The organism is Peptostreptococcus anaerobius 653-L (genome assembly GCF_000178095.1).
Taxonomy (GTDB): domain Bacteria; phylum Bacillota; class Clostridia; order Peptostreptococcales; family Peptostreptococcaceae; genus Peptostreptococcus; species Peptostreptococcus anaerobius.
Window position 1 is genome coordinate 55,341 of sequence record NZ_ADJN01000043.1, and the last position, 15,970, is coordinate 71,310.

The following is a 15,970-nucleotide window of genomic DNA, read 5'->3' on the forward strand; positions in this document are numbered from 1 at the left end:
CTCCTTTTCTAGGACTTTTTCCTATCTCTAATGTAAAAGGCTGTAAATATCTCTTAATATATAAAAGTATCTACAACCCTAAATTATTTTCTTAATCTATTATTTATTTTCTTGAGAAATTTAATTTATTTTCTTCTCCCCTAATCAGCCTTTTTATATTCTCCCTATGCCTATATATTACCAAAACAAAGAATAATATACAGAACCATACCCCTAATAGGTCTGCCCTAATATACATCAGTATTGCAAATAATAGGACTCCAAATATTGAACCCACTGATACATACCTAGTAATCGAAACTAGTATTACAAAAAACAGCATTGCAAACAGTGTTGATAGGGGTGAGATAGCAAGCATGGCTCCATAAGTAGTAGCAACACCCTTACCACCTCTAAACTTTAGAAATACTGGCCAACAATGACCTAGCACCACACTAAGAGCTGCCAAATACCTACATAAATCAATGTCTACCCTAAAGTAGCCAGCCATGAAGTAGGCAATTAATACAGCTATAGTACCTTTGAAATAGTCACCAAAAAAAGTCAGGAGTCCTGCCTTGAAACCAAATACCCTAAGAGCATTTGTAGTGCCTGGATTTTTTGACCCCTTGGTTCTTATATCACTGTCAAATACATACTTGCTAATAATATATGAACTTGATATATTACCTAGCAAATAAGACAAAATAACAATTAAAATATATACTAGCATTGTAAATTCTCCCAACTATCTTCTTTTTTGTTTATACTCAATTCTAATTGAAGTACCCTCATATCCAAAGTTTTCTCTCATCCTATTCTCAATATATCTTGTATATGAGAAGTGAGTAAGCTCCTTGTCATTTATAAATAGGGTAAATGTAGGCGGTTTTACTCCTGTCTGAGTACCGTAGTATATCTTTAGTCTTCTACCCTTGTCAGATGGTGGCTGGTTAAGCATAACAGCCTCTGCTATTACCTGGTTAAGAACTGATGTAGATACCCTCTTATTCTGCTCAGATGATACATATACAACAGTCTCTAGTATTTTTGCTATTCTCTGGTTAGTTACAGCTGAAACAAATACTATAGGGGCATAGGCCATGAATGGGAACTTCTCCCTAATACTCATCTTGTAATTACCCATAGTCTTGTTGTCCTTTTCTACTAGGTCCCACTTGTTGACTACGAATATACATGCCTTCCCTTCATCATGGGCAATACCGGCTATCTTGGTGTCCTGTTCAGTAACACCCTCAGTGGCATCTATTACTATAAGTACTACATCAGCCCTATCTACAGCTGACATAGACCTGATTACAGAGAACCGCTCTACATTTTCATATACCTTTGAACGTCTCCTGATACCTGCAGTATCTATTAGGAGGAACTTGTTGTCTCCCTGCTCAAAGTATGTGTCTATTGCATCTCTTGTAGTTCCTGCTATTGGAGATACTATTACCCTTTCCTCACCTAGGATATTATTTAAGATTGAAGATTTACCTGCATTTGGCTTACCAGTTATGGCTACCTTTATCACATCTTCATCGTATTCAGTATTTAAACCATCTGGGAAATTCTTTACGATTTCATCTAGCAAGTCACCAAGACCTATTGCATTGGCTCCTGATACAGCAAATGGCACATCAAGTCCGAGTTCGTAAAAGTCATATACATTGTCCCACTGGCTCTTAGAGTCAATCTTGTTGACAACTAGTAATACTGGCTTGTTAGTCTTTCTAAGTATGTCTGCAACCTCCCTGTCAGCAGCAGTAAGACCGCCCTTACCATCTACTACAAATAGGATTACGTGGGCCATATCGACTGCTAGCATAGCCTGGTTTCTCATCTGAGATATGATTATATCATCAGATTCAGGTTCTATACCACCAGTGTCTATTATTGTAAAGTACTTGTTTAACCACTCTACTTCACCAAATATTCTATCCCTTGTGACACCTGGAGTGTCCTCTACTATCGATATCTTCGTTCCTGTCAATTTATTGAATAAGGTAGACTTTCCAACATTAGGTCTACCAACTATTGCTACTATCGGTCTATTATCCATATTTTCACTTCCTTTTCTTATATAAATATACGCTCTTTACCACAATATACTATTATACATTATATTCTATCAAATATGTTAAAATTAGCCATATTTGACAAAAATTTTATCTTGACTTATTCTTCCTCTTGTCTTTTTCTTATTTTTACAAGGTCAAACTCTATCGTAAATTTGGTGCCTAATCCCAGCTCAGACTCTACAAAAATCTTTGCATCCAATGACCTGACTATATGCTTGACTATAGCCAGTCCTAGTCCAGTACCCTCAATATTTTGGGACCTAGACCTAGACACCCTATAAAACCTTTCAAAGATCCTATCTAGGTCATCCTTGTCTATACCTATTCCATTGTCCTCTATTTCAAGCACAAGCCTTGTAGAATCTTGCCTATACTTTATTTCTACCTTGCCGCCCTTTTGATTGTACTTGATTCCATTGGTCACTAGGTTTATCAAGAGGTCCTTGAAGTACTCCTTTTGAGTATAGATTAGGTCGTCTATATTTGAGTAGTCAAAATTAACTGACACTGAGTAACGCTCAGCCTTTTCATTTAATAGGTCGCCGACATACTCACTAACTTCCCTAATGGAAAACTCTTCTTTAGTGAGCTCGACTTGACCCTCTATTGACGATATCAAGAGTATATCATTTATCAATATTGTAAGCCTCCTAGACTCATTCTCTATAATATCTAAAAATCTTTTTCTAACCTCTGGGCTGATATCCTCATCCTTACTCTTTAATGTCTCAACAAATCCCTGTATGGAAGTAAGAGGGGTCTTTAATTCATGACTCACATTGGCTGCAAAGTCTCGTCTTACATTTTCAAGCTTCCTCATCTCAGTCACATCTTCAATATTTACAACAGTAGATATGCTCAGGTTGTCTATATCCTGCATTCTGACTGGATCTATCTTGACCCTATATATCCTGTTTCCTTCAACCTTTAACTCCTTGGTTATAGAGTAGTTTATACCTATATTATACACCAAAAAGTCCTTTAGTCCCCCATCTCGTATAACGTCGATTACATATTCACCCTCTACAATAGCTTGTGAATCACAACCTAAGAGTAATTTTGCTTCTTTGTTTGCAAGATATATCTTCTTGTTTATGTCCACGACAAGTATTCCGTTTGTAACAGACTTGATGATAGCATCCAACTGGTCATTCTTACTCTGAACCTCATTGAAATACCTATCTATCATCTTTGCCATCCTATTTAGGTTCTTTGCCAGCCTATTGGTGTACCTAGATTTTGGTATATCCATCCTAGCCTTAAAATCCTTGTTCCTAACCCTATTTGTAAACTTCATCATGGTCTTTGTAAACATCCTAACCTCCATGAAATTCTTGTACATAAATAATATTGCAGTCCAAGAAGCCACTAAAAGGATAGCTATCAAGTATAGTGTTGTTTTCATTTTTTCCCTTTCACTTCAATAAAAATAGGATAATAAATCTAGTTTACTACCCCATAAAAACTTATTTTATTTTGTAGCCAAGCCCACGGATAGTGTCGATAAAATTTTCATCTTCTCCTAGTTTTTTTCTAAGATAACGAATATGGACATCCACAGTTCTAGTCTCTCCAAAATAATCATAGCCCCATATCTTTTCAAGAATATATTCTCTGGATATTACTCTACCCTTGTTCTCAAGTAGTAGCTTGAGTATCCCATATTCCTTGACAGTTAGGTCTATCAACCTGTCTCTTAAATATACCTCGTGCCTATCAAGTTCCAAGATCAAATCTCCAGCTTTTAACTTGTTTGAACCTATCTTGTTGGTTTTGTTGTTAGAATCTTGCTTATTATATCTCTTTAGGATATTCTTGACCCTAGCAGACAACTCCTTGATACTAAAGGGCTTGGTCACATAGTCATCCGCCCCTATGGTAAGTCCCTCTAGTTTGTCTTCTTCCATGTTCTTGGCAGTCAACATTATAACTGCTATGTCGTCATAGTCTTCATCACTTCTAATAATATTCAAAAGCTCTATACCACTCATCTTGGGCAACATCCAGTCTAGTAAAACTAGGTCAGGCTTGTCTTGCTTGATTATATCTAGACCGTCAAGACTTGACATAGTGGTTATAACTTCATATCCCTCCAGGCTAAGGTTAAAGTCTAGAAGTTCTAATATATGTTCTTCATCATCTATTATTAATATTCTATCCAAATTTCCCCTCCTAGCATTAAAGTATCTCTATAATTGTACCTATTCTCTTGTCTGTTTTGTTATGAGCCCTATATGAATAAAATAGGTCTGAATTTTCTACAGTACATATATTCAGCTTGTTTATATTTTCTGATTTGACTCCCAAAGCAAGCATTAAAAGTTCGTTAATCCTACCAAGATCTAGATGGTAACTAGAACCTATCTTGTCATATGCAGTCTGCCAATCAGACATAGGTATAGACTTTTCTTTCATAAACTCTTCAAACTTGTAGTATAGGTCATCCCCTACCTCAAAATTGCCTAGTCCTATAAAGGGACCTATATAGGCATGTAGGTCGCCCGGTTCAGTCTTATATTCTTTTTCCATCATCGAAATTGACTCTTCAACTATAGAACCATAAGTACCCCTCCATCCGGCATGAATAGCCGCTACAGCCTTGTTAATAGGGTCTATCAATACTACTGGAACGCAATCGGCCGTATATATTATAAGACCAGTATCTTCAATATTGCTAGTCATAGCATCTGCATCTTGGATATCAGTTCTAGTGCTTTCGTCAATTTTTCTGACAAGGTTTGAATGTATCTGATGGTTAGATACTATCCTAGAATTGTTTATACCGACCTGGTCAGCCAGTTGACCTATGTCATCTGAAGACTTGGCATCTATTGATGAAAGTGTATAGGTCAACCTAAAATTATTATTCTTTAAGACTATGCAGTTATCACAAATGTCTATATCACTTAATAAGGCTTCTTCTAATTTATTGTTTGACAAGAGCCTCTTAACTTTATCGACATCAATCACTTTTTTATTCGTCTTCTCCACCAAACCTATCTCCTCTTTCCTTAAGGATATTTTCTAGCTCATTGACAAAGGTATTTAAGTCCTTAAACTGCCTATATACAGATGCAAACCTAACATAGGCTACCTCATCGACTTCTTTTAGCCTCTCCATCACCATTTCTCCTATCTTCTGTGACTCTATCTCATCAAGAAACATCTTATTTATTTCAGTCTCAATTGAATCCACTAGGTTCTCTATTGTGGCAACGGATACAGGTCTTTTTTCACATGACCTAATTAATCCAAATTTTATCTTATCTCTATCGAATGACTCTCTTCTGCCATCCTTTTTGATTACCATAACAGGTATCATTTCAATTTTTTCATATGTTGTAAATCTTTTCTTGCATTTTTCACATTCACGACGACGTCTTATAGAACCGCTGTCTATGTGCCTTGAGTCTAGCACTTTAGACTCTTTATGTTCACAATAAGGACAAAGCATATTTTCTCCCTTCTGGATACTAGTGGTTTTTAACTAGTCCCTCAAAAATACAAAGTATCTGCACCCTCAATTATAAGTTATATTTATAAGGGGTCGTTTTTATAAAAATAGGCTCAACCATAAGCTGAGCCTTTATTCTTAGATATTATTTATTATTTTTTTCTTCTTAAAAATGTAGGTATCACCATATCATCATCACCAGCAGTTACAGGCTCATCGAAACTATTTGTAAATGTCTTTTCTGGTGCTGGTGCTGGCTTAGGCTGTTCAGTTGCCCTTGGTATTTCGTTATACTTTGGTGTAACTGGCTGTGCCTGTCTTCTAAGCTGTGGAGATGTAAATAAATCATCAGCATTGTCCTGTAGGCCAGTAGCAACAACTGTGATCACTATTTCATCACCAAAGTCTTCTCTTGTAGCAGCACCGAATATAATCATTGCATCCGGATCGCACTTCTGTCTTATGATATCAGTCGCTTCACTGACTTCAAGTAGACCAAGGTCTTTACCACCTGTAACGTTGATAAGAACTCCCTTAGCTCCATCTATTGTAGTCTCAAGAAGTGGAGACTCAATAGCCTGCTTAGCTGCAGCAATAGCCCTATCTTCTCCTGAAGCTGTACCCATACCCATATGAGCAAGTCCCTGGTCCTTCATGATGGCTTCAACGTCTGCGAAGTCTAGGTTGATTAGGGCTGCTTCTGAGATTAGTCCTGATATAGACTGGATACCCTGCTTTAATATATCATCTGCCTTTGAAAGGGCATCTGTAATACTTGTTCTCTTTTCTATTATCTGAAGAATCTTGTCATTTGGTATAGTGATTAATGTATCAACATTCTTTCTTAGCTCTGCTATACCTTCTTCAGCCTTGTTCATCCTTACCCTACCTTCAAATGAGAATGGCTTAGTAACTACCGCTACTGTTAAGGCTCCTACACTCTTGGCTATCTGGGCAACTACTGGAGCAGCACCTGTACCTGTACCACCACCCATACCAGCAGTGATAAATACCATGTCTGTTCCTTCTAATTCTTTCTTGATTTCATCTGCAGATTCTTCAGCTGCCTTCTTACCCTTGTCAGGATTAGCACCAGCTCCCAAACCCTTAGTTAATTTTTCACCTATCTGTAATATATGATCAGCCTTAGATGACTCTAGGGCCTGCTTATCTGTATTTACAGCTACATATTCTACTCCTCTAACACCAGAGTTAATCATTACGTTGACAGCATTATTACCGCCGCCACCTACTCCGATAACTTTAATTTTAGCAGCACCAGTCTGCTCTTCAACAAAGTTCAACATTTGTAAACCCCCATTCGCTTATGTATTATGTCTAATTCATTTTAACTTATCAATTTAATAAATAGTATCTCTCCTAAGTAAAAAGTTTTTGACCTTAGTCCTCCCGCTCTTGGGGATAATGAAAACTTTCCAGTTGAAATATAAAGATATTCTATCTACTATATAATAGCCTATATGCACGTGTAATTGCAAGGCTTTTTTAAAACTTTTTATTTATTTAGCTCATCTTCAACGTGTTTGTAAATTTTTTCAAGAGCATCTGGCTTTCCAAATTCCTTTGAAGCCTTTGACATGGATGCCAACCTATCACCATCATTTATTAAGGAGAATATAGCCCTGTCAAGTGACTCTGGATTTAGTTCTTTTTCAGTTATACATATTCCCGCTCCAGCAGCCTCCAAACTCTTGGCATTGTACTCTTGGTGGTTCTCTGCTGTATAAGCCTTTGGTACTATTATAGCCGGTATACCCACTGCTGTTATCTCAGCAAGGGATATAGCGCCTGCACTACCTATAGTAAGGTCAGCTGCAACCAGGTTGTTGGCCATATCATCTAGGTATGGTACTATCTTCTGGTCTTGACCTAGCTTTAAGTGGCCATAGTCAGCCATAAATTTGTCATAGTAGGTCCTGCCTGTGGCTACCATAAAGGCTATTTTATCTTCTACCATCTTTGGTAGGGCTAACTTTAGGGCGTCATTGATTTCCTCTGAACCCCCACTACCACCAGACACTAGGACCATCCTCTTGTCTGTATCTATTCCAAGTTTTTTTCTGGCATCTTCTTTTTTGGTAGTCAATATATCATCTCTGACTGGGTTACCTGTAAGCCTAAGCTTGCCCCTGACTCCCTCAGCAAACCTCTTATGAGAATCCTCGAAACTAGTCATGACAAAATCCACATTTTTAGACAACATCTTATTTGTCATGCCTGGAAAAGAATTCTGCTCATGGATACAAGTCTTGATTCCCATCTTGCTTGCCCTAAGTACAACAGATCCACTTACATAGCCTCCTGTACCGATTACCATGTCAGGCTTAAACTTTTTAATTATTCTTTTTGAGTCAGACAGGGATTTTATAAACATTAGGACTCTTTTTACGTTTTCAAAATCTATCTTTCTCTTAAATCCTTTTACTCTTATATATTCAATGTCATATCCGTACTTTGGTACTATTTCAGACTCTATGCCTTCTTTAGTACCCACAAAGAGAATCTCTGCGTCCGGATTATTCTCTTTTATTTTATTTGCAATGGCTATGGCTGGATATACATGACCACCAGTTCCACCACCTGATAATATCACTCTCATAAATTCCTCTTTTCATCTTATCCTAATAGACCCTTTAAACAAAATTACTTTTCTAGGTCAGCTACTAGTTTTTTGAACTCCCTACCTCTTTCTTCATAGTTGTTGTACATGCCCCAGCTAGCACAAGCAGGAGATAGGAGTACTATATCTTTTTCCTTGGCAATTTGGGCTGATTTTTCAACTGCTTCTTTTAGGTCATTAACCCTGTAAAGGTCGGTAAAACCATGCTTTCTTGCTGTCTCTTCTATCAAATCTCCAGTCTGACCTAGTATAACAACTGACCTTACATAGTCTTTTGCTATCTCAAAGAGTTCGTTAAAGTCACTACCCTTGTCATAACCACCAGCTATTAGGATTATTGGGTCTTTGTAGGATTGGACTGCCTTGATAGTTGAGTCTGGATTAGTTCCCTTTGAGTCGTTGACGTATTTTACACCCTTAACAGTGTCCACATACTCCAACCTATGCTCTACAGCCTTGAAGGTCTTTAGGACTTTGACTAGCACTTCTATTTCTACTCCTAGGGCTAGGGTCAAACCAATGGCAGCCATACAGTTTTCTAGGTTGTGGCCACCTGGTAGGCTTAATTCATCTGCCTTTAAAAGGGCAATTTCTTCTATTTCATTGTTGACAATTATGTTATTATCGTCATCTAGGTAGATTCCTCTTTCAAACTTGTCTTTTCTTGAGAAAAATACAACATCAGCATGACAATCCTCTGCCATGGACCTTGTAATAGGATCGTCATAGTTCAGTATACAGACAGTATCATCAACCTGGTTCTCAAATATTCTCGCCTTGGCCTTAGCATAGTTCTCCATTGTGTGGTGCCTATTCAAATGGTCCTCTGTAAGGTTAAGAACTGTAGATGCTGTAGGAGAAAACATATCTATGCTCTCAAGCTGGAAGGAAGATAGTTCTGTTACAAGGACAGCACCATCTCCAGCCATTTCAACTGCCTCTATAGCTGGATTGCCTATATTACCTACTACATAAGTCTCAACACCCTGGGCCTTAAATATCTCACCTACTAACGAAGTTGTAGTAGTCTTACCATTTGTTCCGGTTATGCCTACAAACCTAATATTCTTTTTAAGTCCTGCTTGGTAGGCAAGCTCTATCTCACTTATAACCTTTTTTCTATTATTTTTAATGGCCATGATATAATCAAGGTCTAGGGGTACTCCCGGAGATACCACTGCCATATCAATATCTTGTACTTCATCAGTATTAGGATTTCGTCCAAGTATAAATCTAACATCACCCATAGACTCTAATTCTTGACATATACCCTTTAAGTCCTCTTCAGACTTTGAGTCATTGACAACTAGGACAGCACCCTGCCTTAGAAGGTATCTTGCTGCAGCTAGACCAGACCTAGCCATGCCGACAACAAGTATTTTTTTATTTTCGAACATATAAAACACCTCTATCTATATACATTTTTGTTATAAAAACAATCATTCAAAGTATATTATATCACAAAAAAATATAAATAAGGGAAATTAACATTAATGCAAGTACTAAAAATATCTACTAACTAATCTATAACGAGCATTCCCATTAGTATATCTACGTAATCAAAGGATGCTTCCTGATCATGAGGCAATATCTTATAGTAAAACCAATACTAATAAATATTCTATATATTTTGAAGGATTGTTAATACTACACACTGATATTTGCCACTAGTTTATTTTTTTATAATAGCTTTTATGAAACATTCTCCACAAAACCACTGTTTGTATTTTTCATCAACCTTTTCCTCATCCTTTAAGGCAAAAAATGGTAAAGGGTGTGAAAAAGAAATTAGCATTCCACCTATCTCTTCAAACAAATTTTCCTCATCTGAAACATTAATATTCAACTCATCACATATTGGAAATAAGGGTTCATCATCATTATCATAAGCACCAAAATAAAATTCTTCCTGATACTTTGGAATACCACATAAATCTCCACAAATTATTGCACGAATCATATAAACCTCAGAAAATAGACTTTCTTCCTCATTTTCTGGAATTGAGCAATGTTTTATCATAACTTTAGATAAGTCGATACCAAACTTCTCCTAACTTCAATAAAGTTTTTCAAATCATTATGTCAAATATTCATATTATTTCCTTTTATTGTCTTCATGATAACATTCTAACTATAACTAGTCAATAATATTCATTAAAATACAAAAAACGGACTAGGGGAAAATCCTCTAATCCGAATATTTATAGGTATTTTATTATTAACATCATCTATGATTTTTACTAAACCTTCTACACTCTATCTTATAGATCCATTAAAACATGGCCACTACTCCGATTATAGCAAGTAGGGCTGCCACCAACCAAAATATAAATACAACCTTAGTCTCTGGCCAACCGCACTGTTCATAGTGGTGGTGAAGTGGTGCCATCTTGAATACTCTCTTTCTTGTCTTCTTGAAATAAAGTACCTGTATTATAACTGATAGGGCCTCAGCAAAGTATATGCCTCCAACTATCGGTATCAGTAGGGCTGAATTGGTAAATAGGGCAAAGGCTGTAACTGCACCACCAAGTGCCATAGAACCAGTATCTCCCATAAATACCTTGGCTGGGTTGACATTGAACCACATAAAACCTATACAGGCTCCAAGAGTTGCAGCTGCAAATTGGCTTATCTCTACATTCTGCACAACTATAAAGGCAAATATTGTAAAGAACAATGCAACTATTGCTGTTATACCAGATGCTAGTCCATCTAGTCCGTCTGTTAGGTTAACTGCATTTACAGTACCTAGGACTACTATCATCATAAATGGAATATAGGCAATACCTATATTTATCTCAGCCTGGACAAATGGAACAATAAACTGACTACCATCTCCTACGACCTTATACTGGTAGTATGAAACAGCAAAGGCAAGAATCACCTGTAATAGAATTTTCTGCTTGGCTGTCAGTCCTAGAGACCTAGTCATCTTGATCTTCACAAGGTCATCCATCAGACCTATTAGACCAAATCCTAGCATACACAAGAGCGCCATCAAAACATTGGCATTAATGCCCGCTCTCAACAATGTAACCGCTGTAATAGCAACCATAAACATGACTCCACCCATTGTTGGTGTTCCATTCTTCTTTAGGTGGGACTGGGGGCCATCATCTCTTACAGTCTGTCCAAATTTCATCTTGTGCAATACTGGTATCAAGAAAGGTCCCATAACCATAACTAGTATATATGACATCAATACAGTAATTGCTATACTTCTAAATCCAATCATTTACTATTTTGCCTCCTTCAAATAGTTGACTATATCTTCAAAAGCCATCCCTCTAGATGCTTTGACAAGTATAGCATCCTGATCTTCAAGTATGTTTTTCAAATCTTCTATCAACTCTTTTTTTGTATCAAAATGGTATATATTGCTTAGGTCAAATCCATGTTCCTGAGCCTCAATACCTATAAACCTAGCAGCCTTTCCCTGAGTTATTATAACGTCAGACCTTCTGACTGACTGTAGGCCGACCCTCCTGTGGCCTTCTTCTTCATAGTCTCCCATCTCAAGACAGTCTCCCAAGATAGCTACCTTTCTCCTGTCCTTATTTAAGGCAAGTACCTTTAGAGAAGCTATCATAGAATCTGGGCTTGCATTGTATACATCATTTATGACAAGGTACTTACCAGTATTTATAATATTTTGCCTATCACCAGTGGCAACAAAATTCATAAGACCCTGTCTGATCTCATCAATGTTCATACCTAGTCTTAGGCCAACCAAGATAGCTGACATGGCATTGTATACATTGTGTTCTCCAACGGTAGGTATAGAGAACTCCTCTTCCTTATCTTCAAGCTTGACTACAAAGTTAGTCTTGTTGTCAAGATTTTCAATAGACTTAAGGACTATTGTATTTTTCCAATCCTTACCAAAGCTACAAAGTGAGTAGCTAATAGCGTCTTTTTCAGCCCTTAGCTTGGATAGGTATTCATCGTCTCCATTTACAATCAGGCAACTATCCTCAGAGAAATAGTCACTTATCTCCATCTTGGCCTTGAATATGCCCTCTTGAGATCCTAGATGTTCTATGTGTGATGTACCTATATTAGATATAACAGCTATGTCTGGTCTCACTATATCAGCTAGGTAGTCTATTTCACCAAAACCTGACATACCCATTTCAATAACCGCACACTCATATGAACTATCTAGGTTGAAAATTGTAAGTGGAACTCCAAACTGATTGTTTAAGTTCTTCTCATTTTTTAAAGTCCTAAACTTGTTTGACACAACAGCATATACCATGTCCCTAGTTGTAGTCTTACCTACACTACCTGTTATACCGACAACTGGTATGTCAAACTTATTCTTATAGTATTTTGCAAGTTGTCCCATAGCTAGTTCAGTATTGTCCACACAAACTATACTAGATCCATCTAGCTGGTCTAAAATATCCAATTCTTGACTAACCATAAAAGTCCTGCAACCAAGATCATAGGCAGACTTGATATACTTGTGTCCATCAGTATTCTCACCTATAATGGCTATAAACATAGTATCCGGTCCAGCCTGTCTACTGTCTATAACAATAGAACTAAGACTAGCCTCAAGGTCTCCTATGACTAATCTTCCATTTGACTTTTGACCCCTTGTAGCTTCTAGCACTTCTTTGATTTTTAAGCTAATCATTTCTTGCCTCCATCTAAATATATTACTTCCTAATCACTATTTTTTCTCTGCAACCCTTAGCTTGGCACTCCTAGAGCGTGGGTTGACCTCTATCTCTTGTTTACTTGGTAGAATAGGCTTTCTAGTAATTATCTTAACCTCGCTGACCTTGTCACATGAACAAAATGGTAGTTCTGGTGGACAGATACAGTCTAAACTCAAGTACTTATACTCATTTTTCACTATCCTGTCCTCCAAAGAATGGAAGGTAATAATACATATCCTTCCCCCAGGATTCATCATGGATACTGAATCATCTATCATCTTTTTGATGACACCAAGCTCATTATTTACCTCGATTCTAATGGCCTGGAAAGTCCTTTTGGCTGGATGTGGACCATCTATTCTAGCCTTTTTAGGTATGGCCTTTTTGATGATGTCCACCAACTCAAAAGTAGTATTTATATCTTTTTCTTTTCTCTCTTCTACAATAAACTGGGCAATTCTACTGGCCCAATTTTCTTCCCCGTAGTCTTTGATAATCCTATGTAGGTCTTCCTGTGAATAAGTATTTACAACATCCCAGGCAGACATAGAATTTCTATCATCCATTCTCATATCCAAGGATGCATCATTCATATAGGAAAAGCCCCTGAACGCTTCATCCAATTGGTGGGAAGACACACCTAGATCTGCAAGAACACCATCGATACTGTCGATGTTTCTTTCAAGGAGTTCTTCTTTAATATTCTCGAAATTGCTATGGACTAGGATTACCCTGTCTTTAAACTCTGCTAGTCTTTCTTTGGCTACATTGATGGCGTTTATATCCTGGTCAAAACATATCAGACGTCCATTTTCACCCAAACGCTTGGCAATTTCCTTGCTATGGCCTGCTCCACCCATAGTGCAATCCACATAGGTACCGTCTGGATTAATATTTAAATTGTCAATACACTCATCCAATAATACTGACACGTGCTTAAATTCCATCTTTACACCTCTTTTTTAATATAAAATGCAGGCAAAGTCCAAAAGCAATGCCTAATAGACTTACAAACTGGGCCATTCTTATAGGACCAAACATAAGTGAATCTGTCCTAAGCCCCTCTATAAAGAACCTTCCAAAAGAATACACAGTCATATATACTGCCATCAGTTGTCCCTGGTATTTCTTGTTCTTTCTAAGCTTCATTAAGACTGCAAATAGGACAAGGTTCCATATAGATTCATATAGAAAAGTAGGGTGTACTTTTTGTCCATCTACAATTATACCCCATGGTAGGTCTGTTGGTCCACCGTGGGCCTCCTTATTGATAAAGTTGCCCCACCTACCTATTGCCTGGGCAAGGGGTAATCCTAGTACAACTATATCCATCAGCTTGAAGAAATCCAGTTTTTTTATTTTTGAATATATAAAAGCAGTAAGTAGACCTGCTATAATTCCACCGTGAATAGCTAGACCACCACCCCTGATATTGAATATCTCAGACAAGTTGCCAGCATAGTCCTGCCATGAAAATATAACATAATAGGCCCTTGCACCAATTATTCCAATAGGTATCATAAATAGGCAAAGATTCATTATATAGTCTTCGTTATAACCTACTCTTTTAGCTTCTTTTGTGGCTATAAATACAGCTAGCATCATACCTATCGCAATCAATATTCCATACCACATAACGTCTATGCCCCATAGGCTAAATGCTACTCTATCCATCTTACCTCCAAAATTTCTTAACACTTCTTTAATACATATGGCTTATACAAACAGGCTTTTGACTATAAAGCTTATAAATATATCCCTTATTGCCAGTCAAACAATAGATTATTGGCTATAGAACTAGCCAATAACCTATTATATAACAAATTTATAAATTTTACTAGTTATCCTTTTTAGGACTAACTATAGATATGACACTCATATCCTCTTTAAAAAATTCTCTCAACCTAGCATCTATCTCTTCAAGTTCTATACTCTTAAGTACTTCCAAATAGTCTAAGAAGTTTATCCCCCTAAAGGAATACGATAATAGGTTGTGAGCTACATAGCTAATTGAGTCAAAGGACTTTAAGAAACCACCTATTTTTTTCTTCTTGTTGATTTCAAATTCACTCTTGTCTATGCCCTTTTGTCTCAAATCCAATATATAGTCATCAACTACTGACTTTAACCTTCTAGGATCCTTTGATGAACCTGAAACCAAGGCATAAGAGTAGTCCTTCTGTGCAAGGTAGCCACCATTTAGGTTGCCCATGACAAGGCCCTGCTCATATAGTTGGTTATATAAGTCTCCACTTTCGGAAAATATGATGTCGTACAAGATATCACTCACTATCTCTTTTCTAAGTACATCTTCCGGCTTAGTCTTGTCCACTATATCCTTGTATCCTATATAGAACATAGGCATGGAAACCTTGAACTCTTCCTCAATTTCTTTTTTATTTATCTTGTCGGGCTCTTTTGGCATAAATCTCTTAATATTTTTTTCAACCATCAAGTCCTTCTTATTAGATGCTTTGACAGATTTTATTATTTGATCTGGATCCAAATCACCCACTATAAATAGCTTCATATTTGAAGGGTTGTAAAAAGTCCTATAGCACTTATATAGCTCTTCTGGATTAATTTCCTGAATCGACTCGACACTACCAGCTATATCTATATTGACATGGTGGTCTGAGTACATGGCCTTTAGGCAGTTCATGTAGACATTCCACTCTGGATCATCATTGTACATCTTTATTTCTTGGGCTATTATACCCTTCTCCTTATTGACATTCTTGTCTGTATAATAAGGTGTCTGTACATAGTCTATCAAATGCTCCAAAGACTCATAGAAGTTATCTGTTGCAGAGAATAGATAAGCAGTCATATTGAAACCAGTAAAGGCATTGGCACTCGCACCAAATGCAGAGAACTTATCAAATGCATTGGTCTCATCTGGTTGTTCAAACATCTTATGTTCTAAGAAATGGGCTATACCATCACTCACCCTTATCCTCTCATTTTCTCCAATCGGAAGAAATTCCAGGTCTACAGACCCAAAATCAACACCTAGTATCGCATACTTATTTACAAAGCCCTTTTTTCTCAAATAATATACCTCAAGACCATTGTCCATAGTCTCTGAATATAGCTCTTCATTAATAATTTCGTTGTATACTCTCTTCATCCTAGACCT

Annotated in this window: 15 protein-coding genes; all 15 read right to left on the reverse strand. The window is 37.1% G+C overall.

Annotated elements, in window-relative coordinates:
* Nucleotides 1-103: 103 nt before the first annotated feature.
* Nucleotides 104-712 (reverse strand): glycerol-3-phosphate 1-O-acyltransferase PlsY, encoded by a 609-nt coding sequence (gene plsY / locus HMPREF0631_RS04720; RefSeq protein WP_002843728.1) that lies wholly within the window; start codon nt 710-712, stop codon nt 104-106.
* Between the two features lie 15 nt (nt 713-727).
* The gene (gene der / locus HMPREF0631_RS04725; RefSeq protein WP_002843744.1) at nt 728-2,047 is read right to left on the reverse strand and encodes a ribosome biogenesis GTPase Der; all 1,320 of its coding nucleotides are present in this window, start codon (nt 2,045-2,047) and stop codon (nt 728-730) included.
* Nucleotides 2,048-2,163: 116 nt separating this feature from the next.
* Nucleotides 2,164-3,471 carry a sensor histidine kinase gene (locus HMPREF0631_RS04730; RefSeq protein ID WP_002843781.1) on the reverse strand — a complete coding sequence of 436 codons (1,308 nt, stop codon included), beginning with the start codon at nt 3,469-3,471 and terminating at the stop codon, nt 2,164-2,166.
* Nucleotides 3,472-3,532: 61 nt separating this feature from the next.
* Nucleotides 3,533-4,228 (reverse strand): response regulator, encoded by a 696-nt coding sequence (locus tag HMPREF0631_RS04735; protein WP_002843814.1) that lies wholly within the window; start codon nt 4,226-4,228, stop codon nt 3,533-3,535.
* Nucleotides 4,229-4,244: 16 nt separating this feature from the next.
* The gene (gene pgeF, locus HMPREF0631_RS04740; protein WP_002843720.1) at nt 4,245-5,057 is read right to left on the reverse strand and encodes a peptidoglycan editing factor PgeF; all 813 of its coding nucleotides are present in this window, start codon (nt 5,055-5,057) and stop codon (nt 4,245-4,247) included.
* Nucleotides 5,041-5,520: a transcriptional regulator NrdR gene (gene nrdR, locus HMPREF0631_RS04745; protein ID WP_002843806.1), complete on the reverse strand. Its 480-nt coding sequence runs from the start codon at nt 5,518-5,520 to the stop codon at nt 5,041-5,043. The genes pgeF and nrdR overlap by 17 nt, the downstream gene beginning before the upstream one ends.
* 152 nt (nt 5,521-5,672) lie before the next feature.
* Nucleotides 5,673-6,827 (reverse strand): cell division protein FtsZ, encoded by a 1,155-nt coding sequence (gene ftsZ, locus HMPREF0631_RS04750; RefSeq protein ID WP_002843760.1) that lies wholly within the window; start codon nt 6,825-6,827, stop codon nt 5,673-5,675.
* 209 nt (nt 6,828-7,036) lie between these two features.
* On the reverse strand, nt 7,037-8,140 hold the full coding sequence (gene murG, locus HMPREF0631_RS04755) for an undecaprenyldiphospho-muramoylpentapeptide beta-N-acetylglucosaminyltransferase (RefSeq protein WP_002843750.1): 1,104 nt from the start codon (nt 8,138-8,140) through the stop codon (nt 7,037-7,039).
* 44 nt (nt 8,141-8,184) lie between these two features.
* Nucleotides 8,185-9,558, reverse strand: coding sequence for a UDP-N-acetylmuramoyl-L-alanine--D-glutamate ligase (gene murD, locus HMPREF0631_RS04760; RefSeq protein WP_002843841.1), 1,374 nt, complete (start codon nt 9,556-9,558; stop codon nt 8,185-8,187).
* A 275-nt stretch (nt 9,559-9,833) separates the two neighbouring features.
* Entirely contained in the window at nt 9,834-10,121 is a 288-nt protein-coding gene (locus HMPREF0631_RS04765) for a hypothetical protein (protein ID WP_002843754.1), read from the reverse strand.
* 312 nt (nt 10,122-10,433) lie between these two features.
* The gene (gene mraY, locus HMPREF0631_RS04770; RefSeq protein WP_002843721.1) at nt 10,434-11,399 is read right to left on the reverse strand and encodes a phospho-N-acetylmuramoyl-pentapeptide-transferase; all 966 of its coding nucleotides are present in this window, start codon (nt 11,397-11,399) and stop codon (nt 10,434-10,436) included.
* 3 nt (nt 11,400-11,402) lie between these two features.
* Nucleotides 11,403-12,806, reverse strand: coding sequence for a UDP-N-acetylmuramoyl-tripeptide--D-alanyl-D-alanine ligase (locus HMPREF0631_RS04775; protein WP_002843733.1), 1,404 nt, complete (start codon nt 12,804-12,806; stop codon nt 11,403-11,405).
* Between the two features lie 36 nt (nt 12,807-12,842).
* Nucleotides 12,843-13,778 (reverse strand): 16S rRNA (cytosine(1402)-N(4))-methyltransferase RsmH, encoded by a 936-nt coding sequence (gene rsmH / locus HMPREF0631_RS04780; protein WP_002843851.1) that lies wholly within the window; start codon nt 13,776-13,778, stop codon nt 12,843-12,845.
* Nucleotides 13,768-14,505, reverse strand: coding sequence for a prolipoprotein diacylglyceryl transferase (lgt, locus tag HMPREF0631_RS04785; RefSeq protein WP_002843817.1), 738 nt, complete (start codon nt 14,503-14,505; stop codon nt 13,768-13,770). The genes rsmH and lgt overlap by 11 nt, the downstream gene beginning before the upstream one ends.
* 163 nt (nt 14,506-14,668) lie before the next feature.
* Nucleotides 14,669-15,961, reverse strand: a complete 1,293-nt coding sequence (yfmH, locus tag HMPREF0631_RS04790; RefSeq protein ID WP_002843729.1) for an EF-P 5-aminopentanol modification-associated protein YfmH — start codon at nt 15,959-15,961, stop codon at nt 14,669-14,671.
* Nucleotides 15,962-15,970 lie beyond the last annotated feature (9 nt).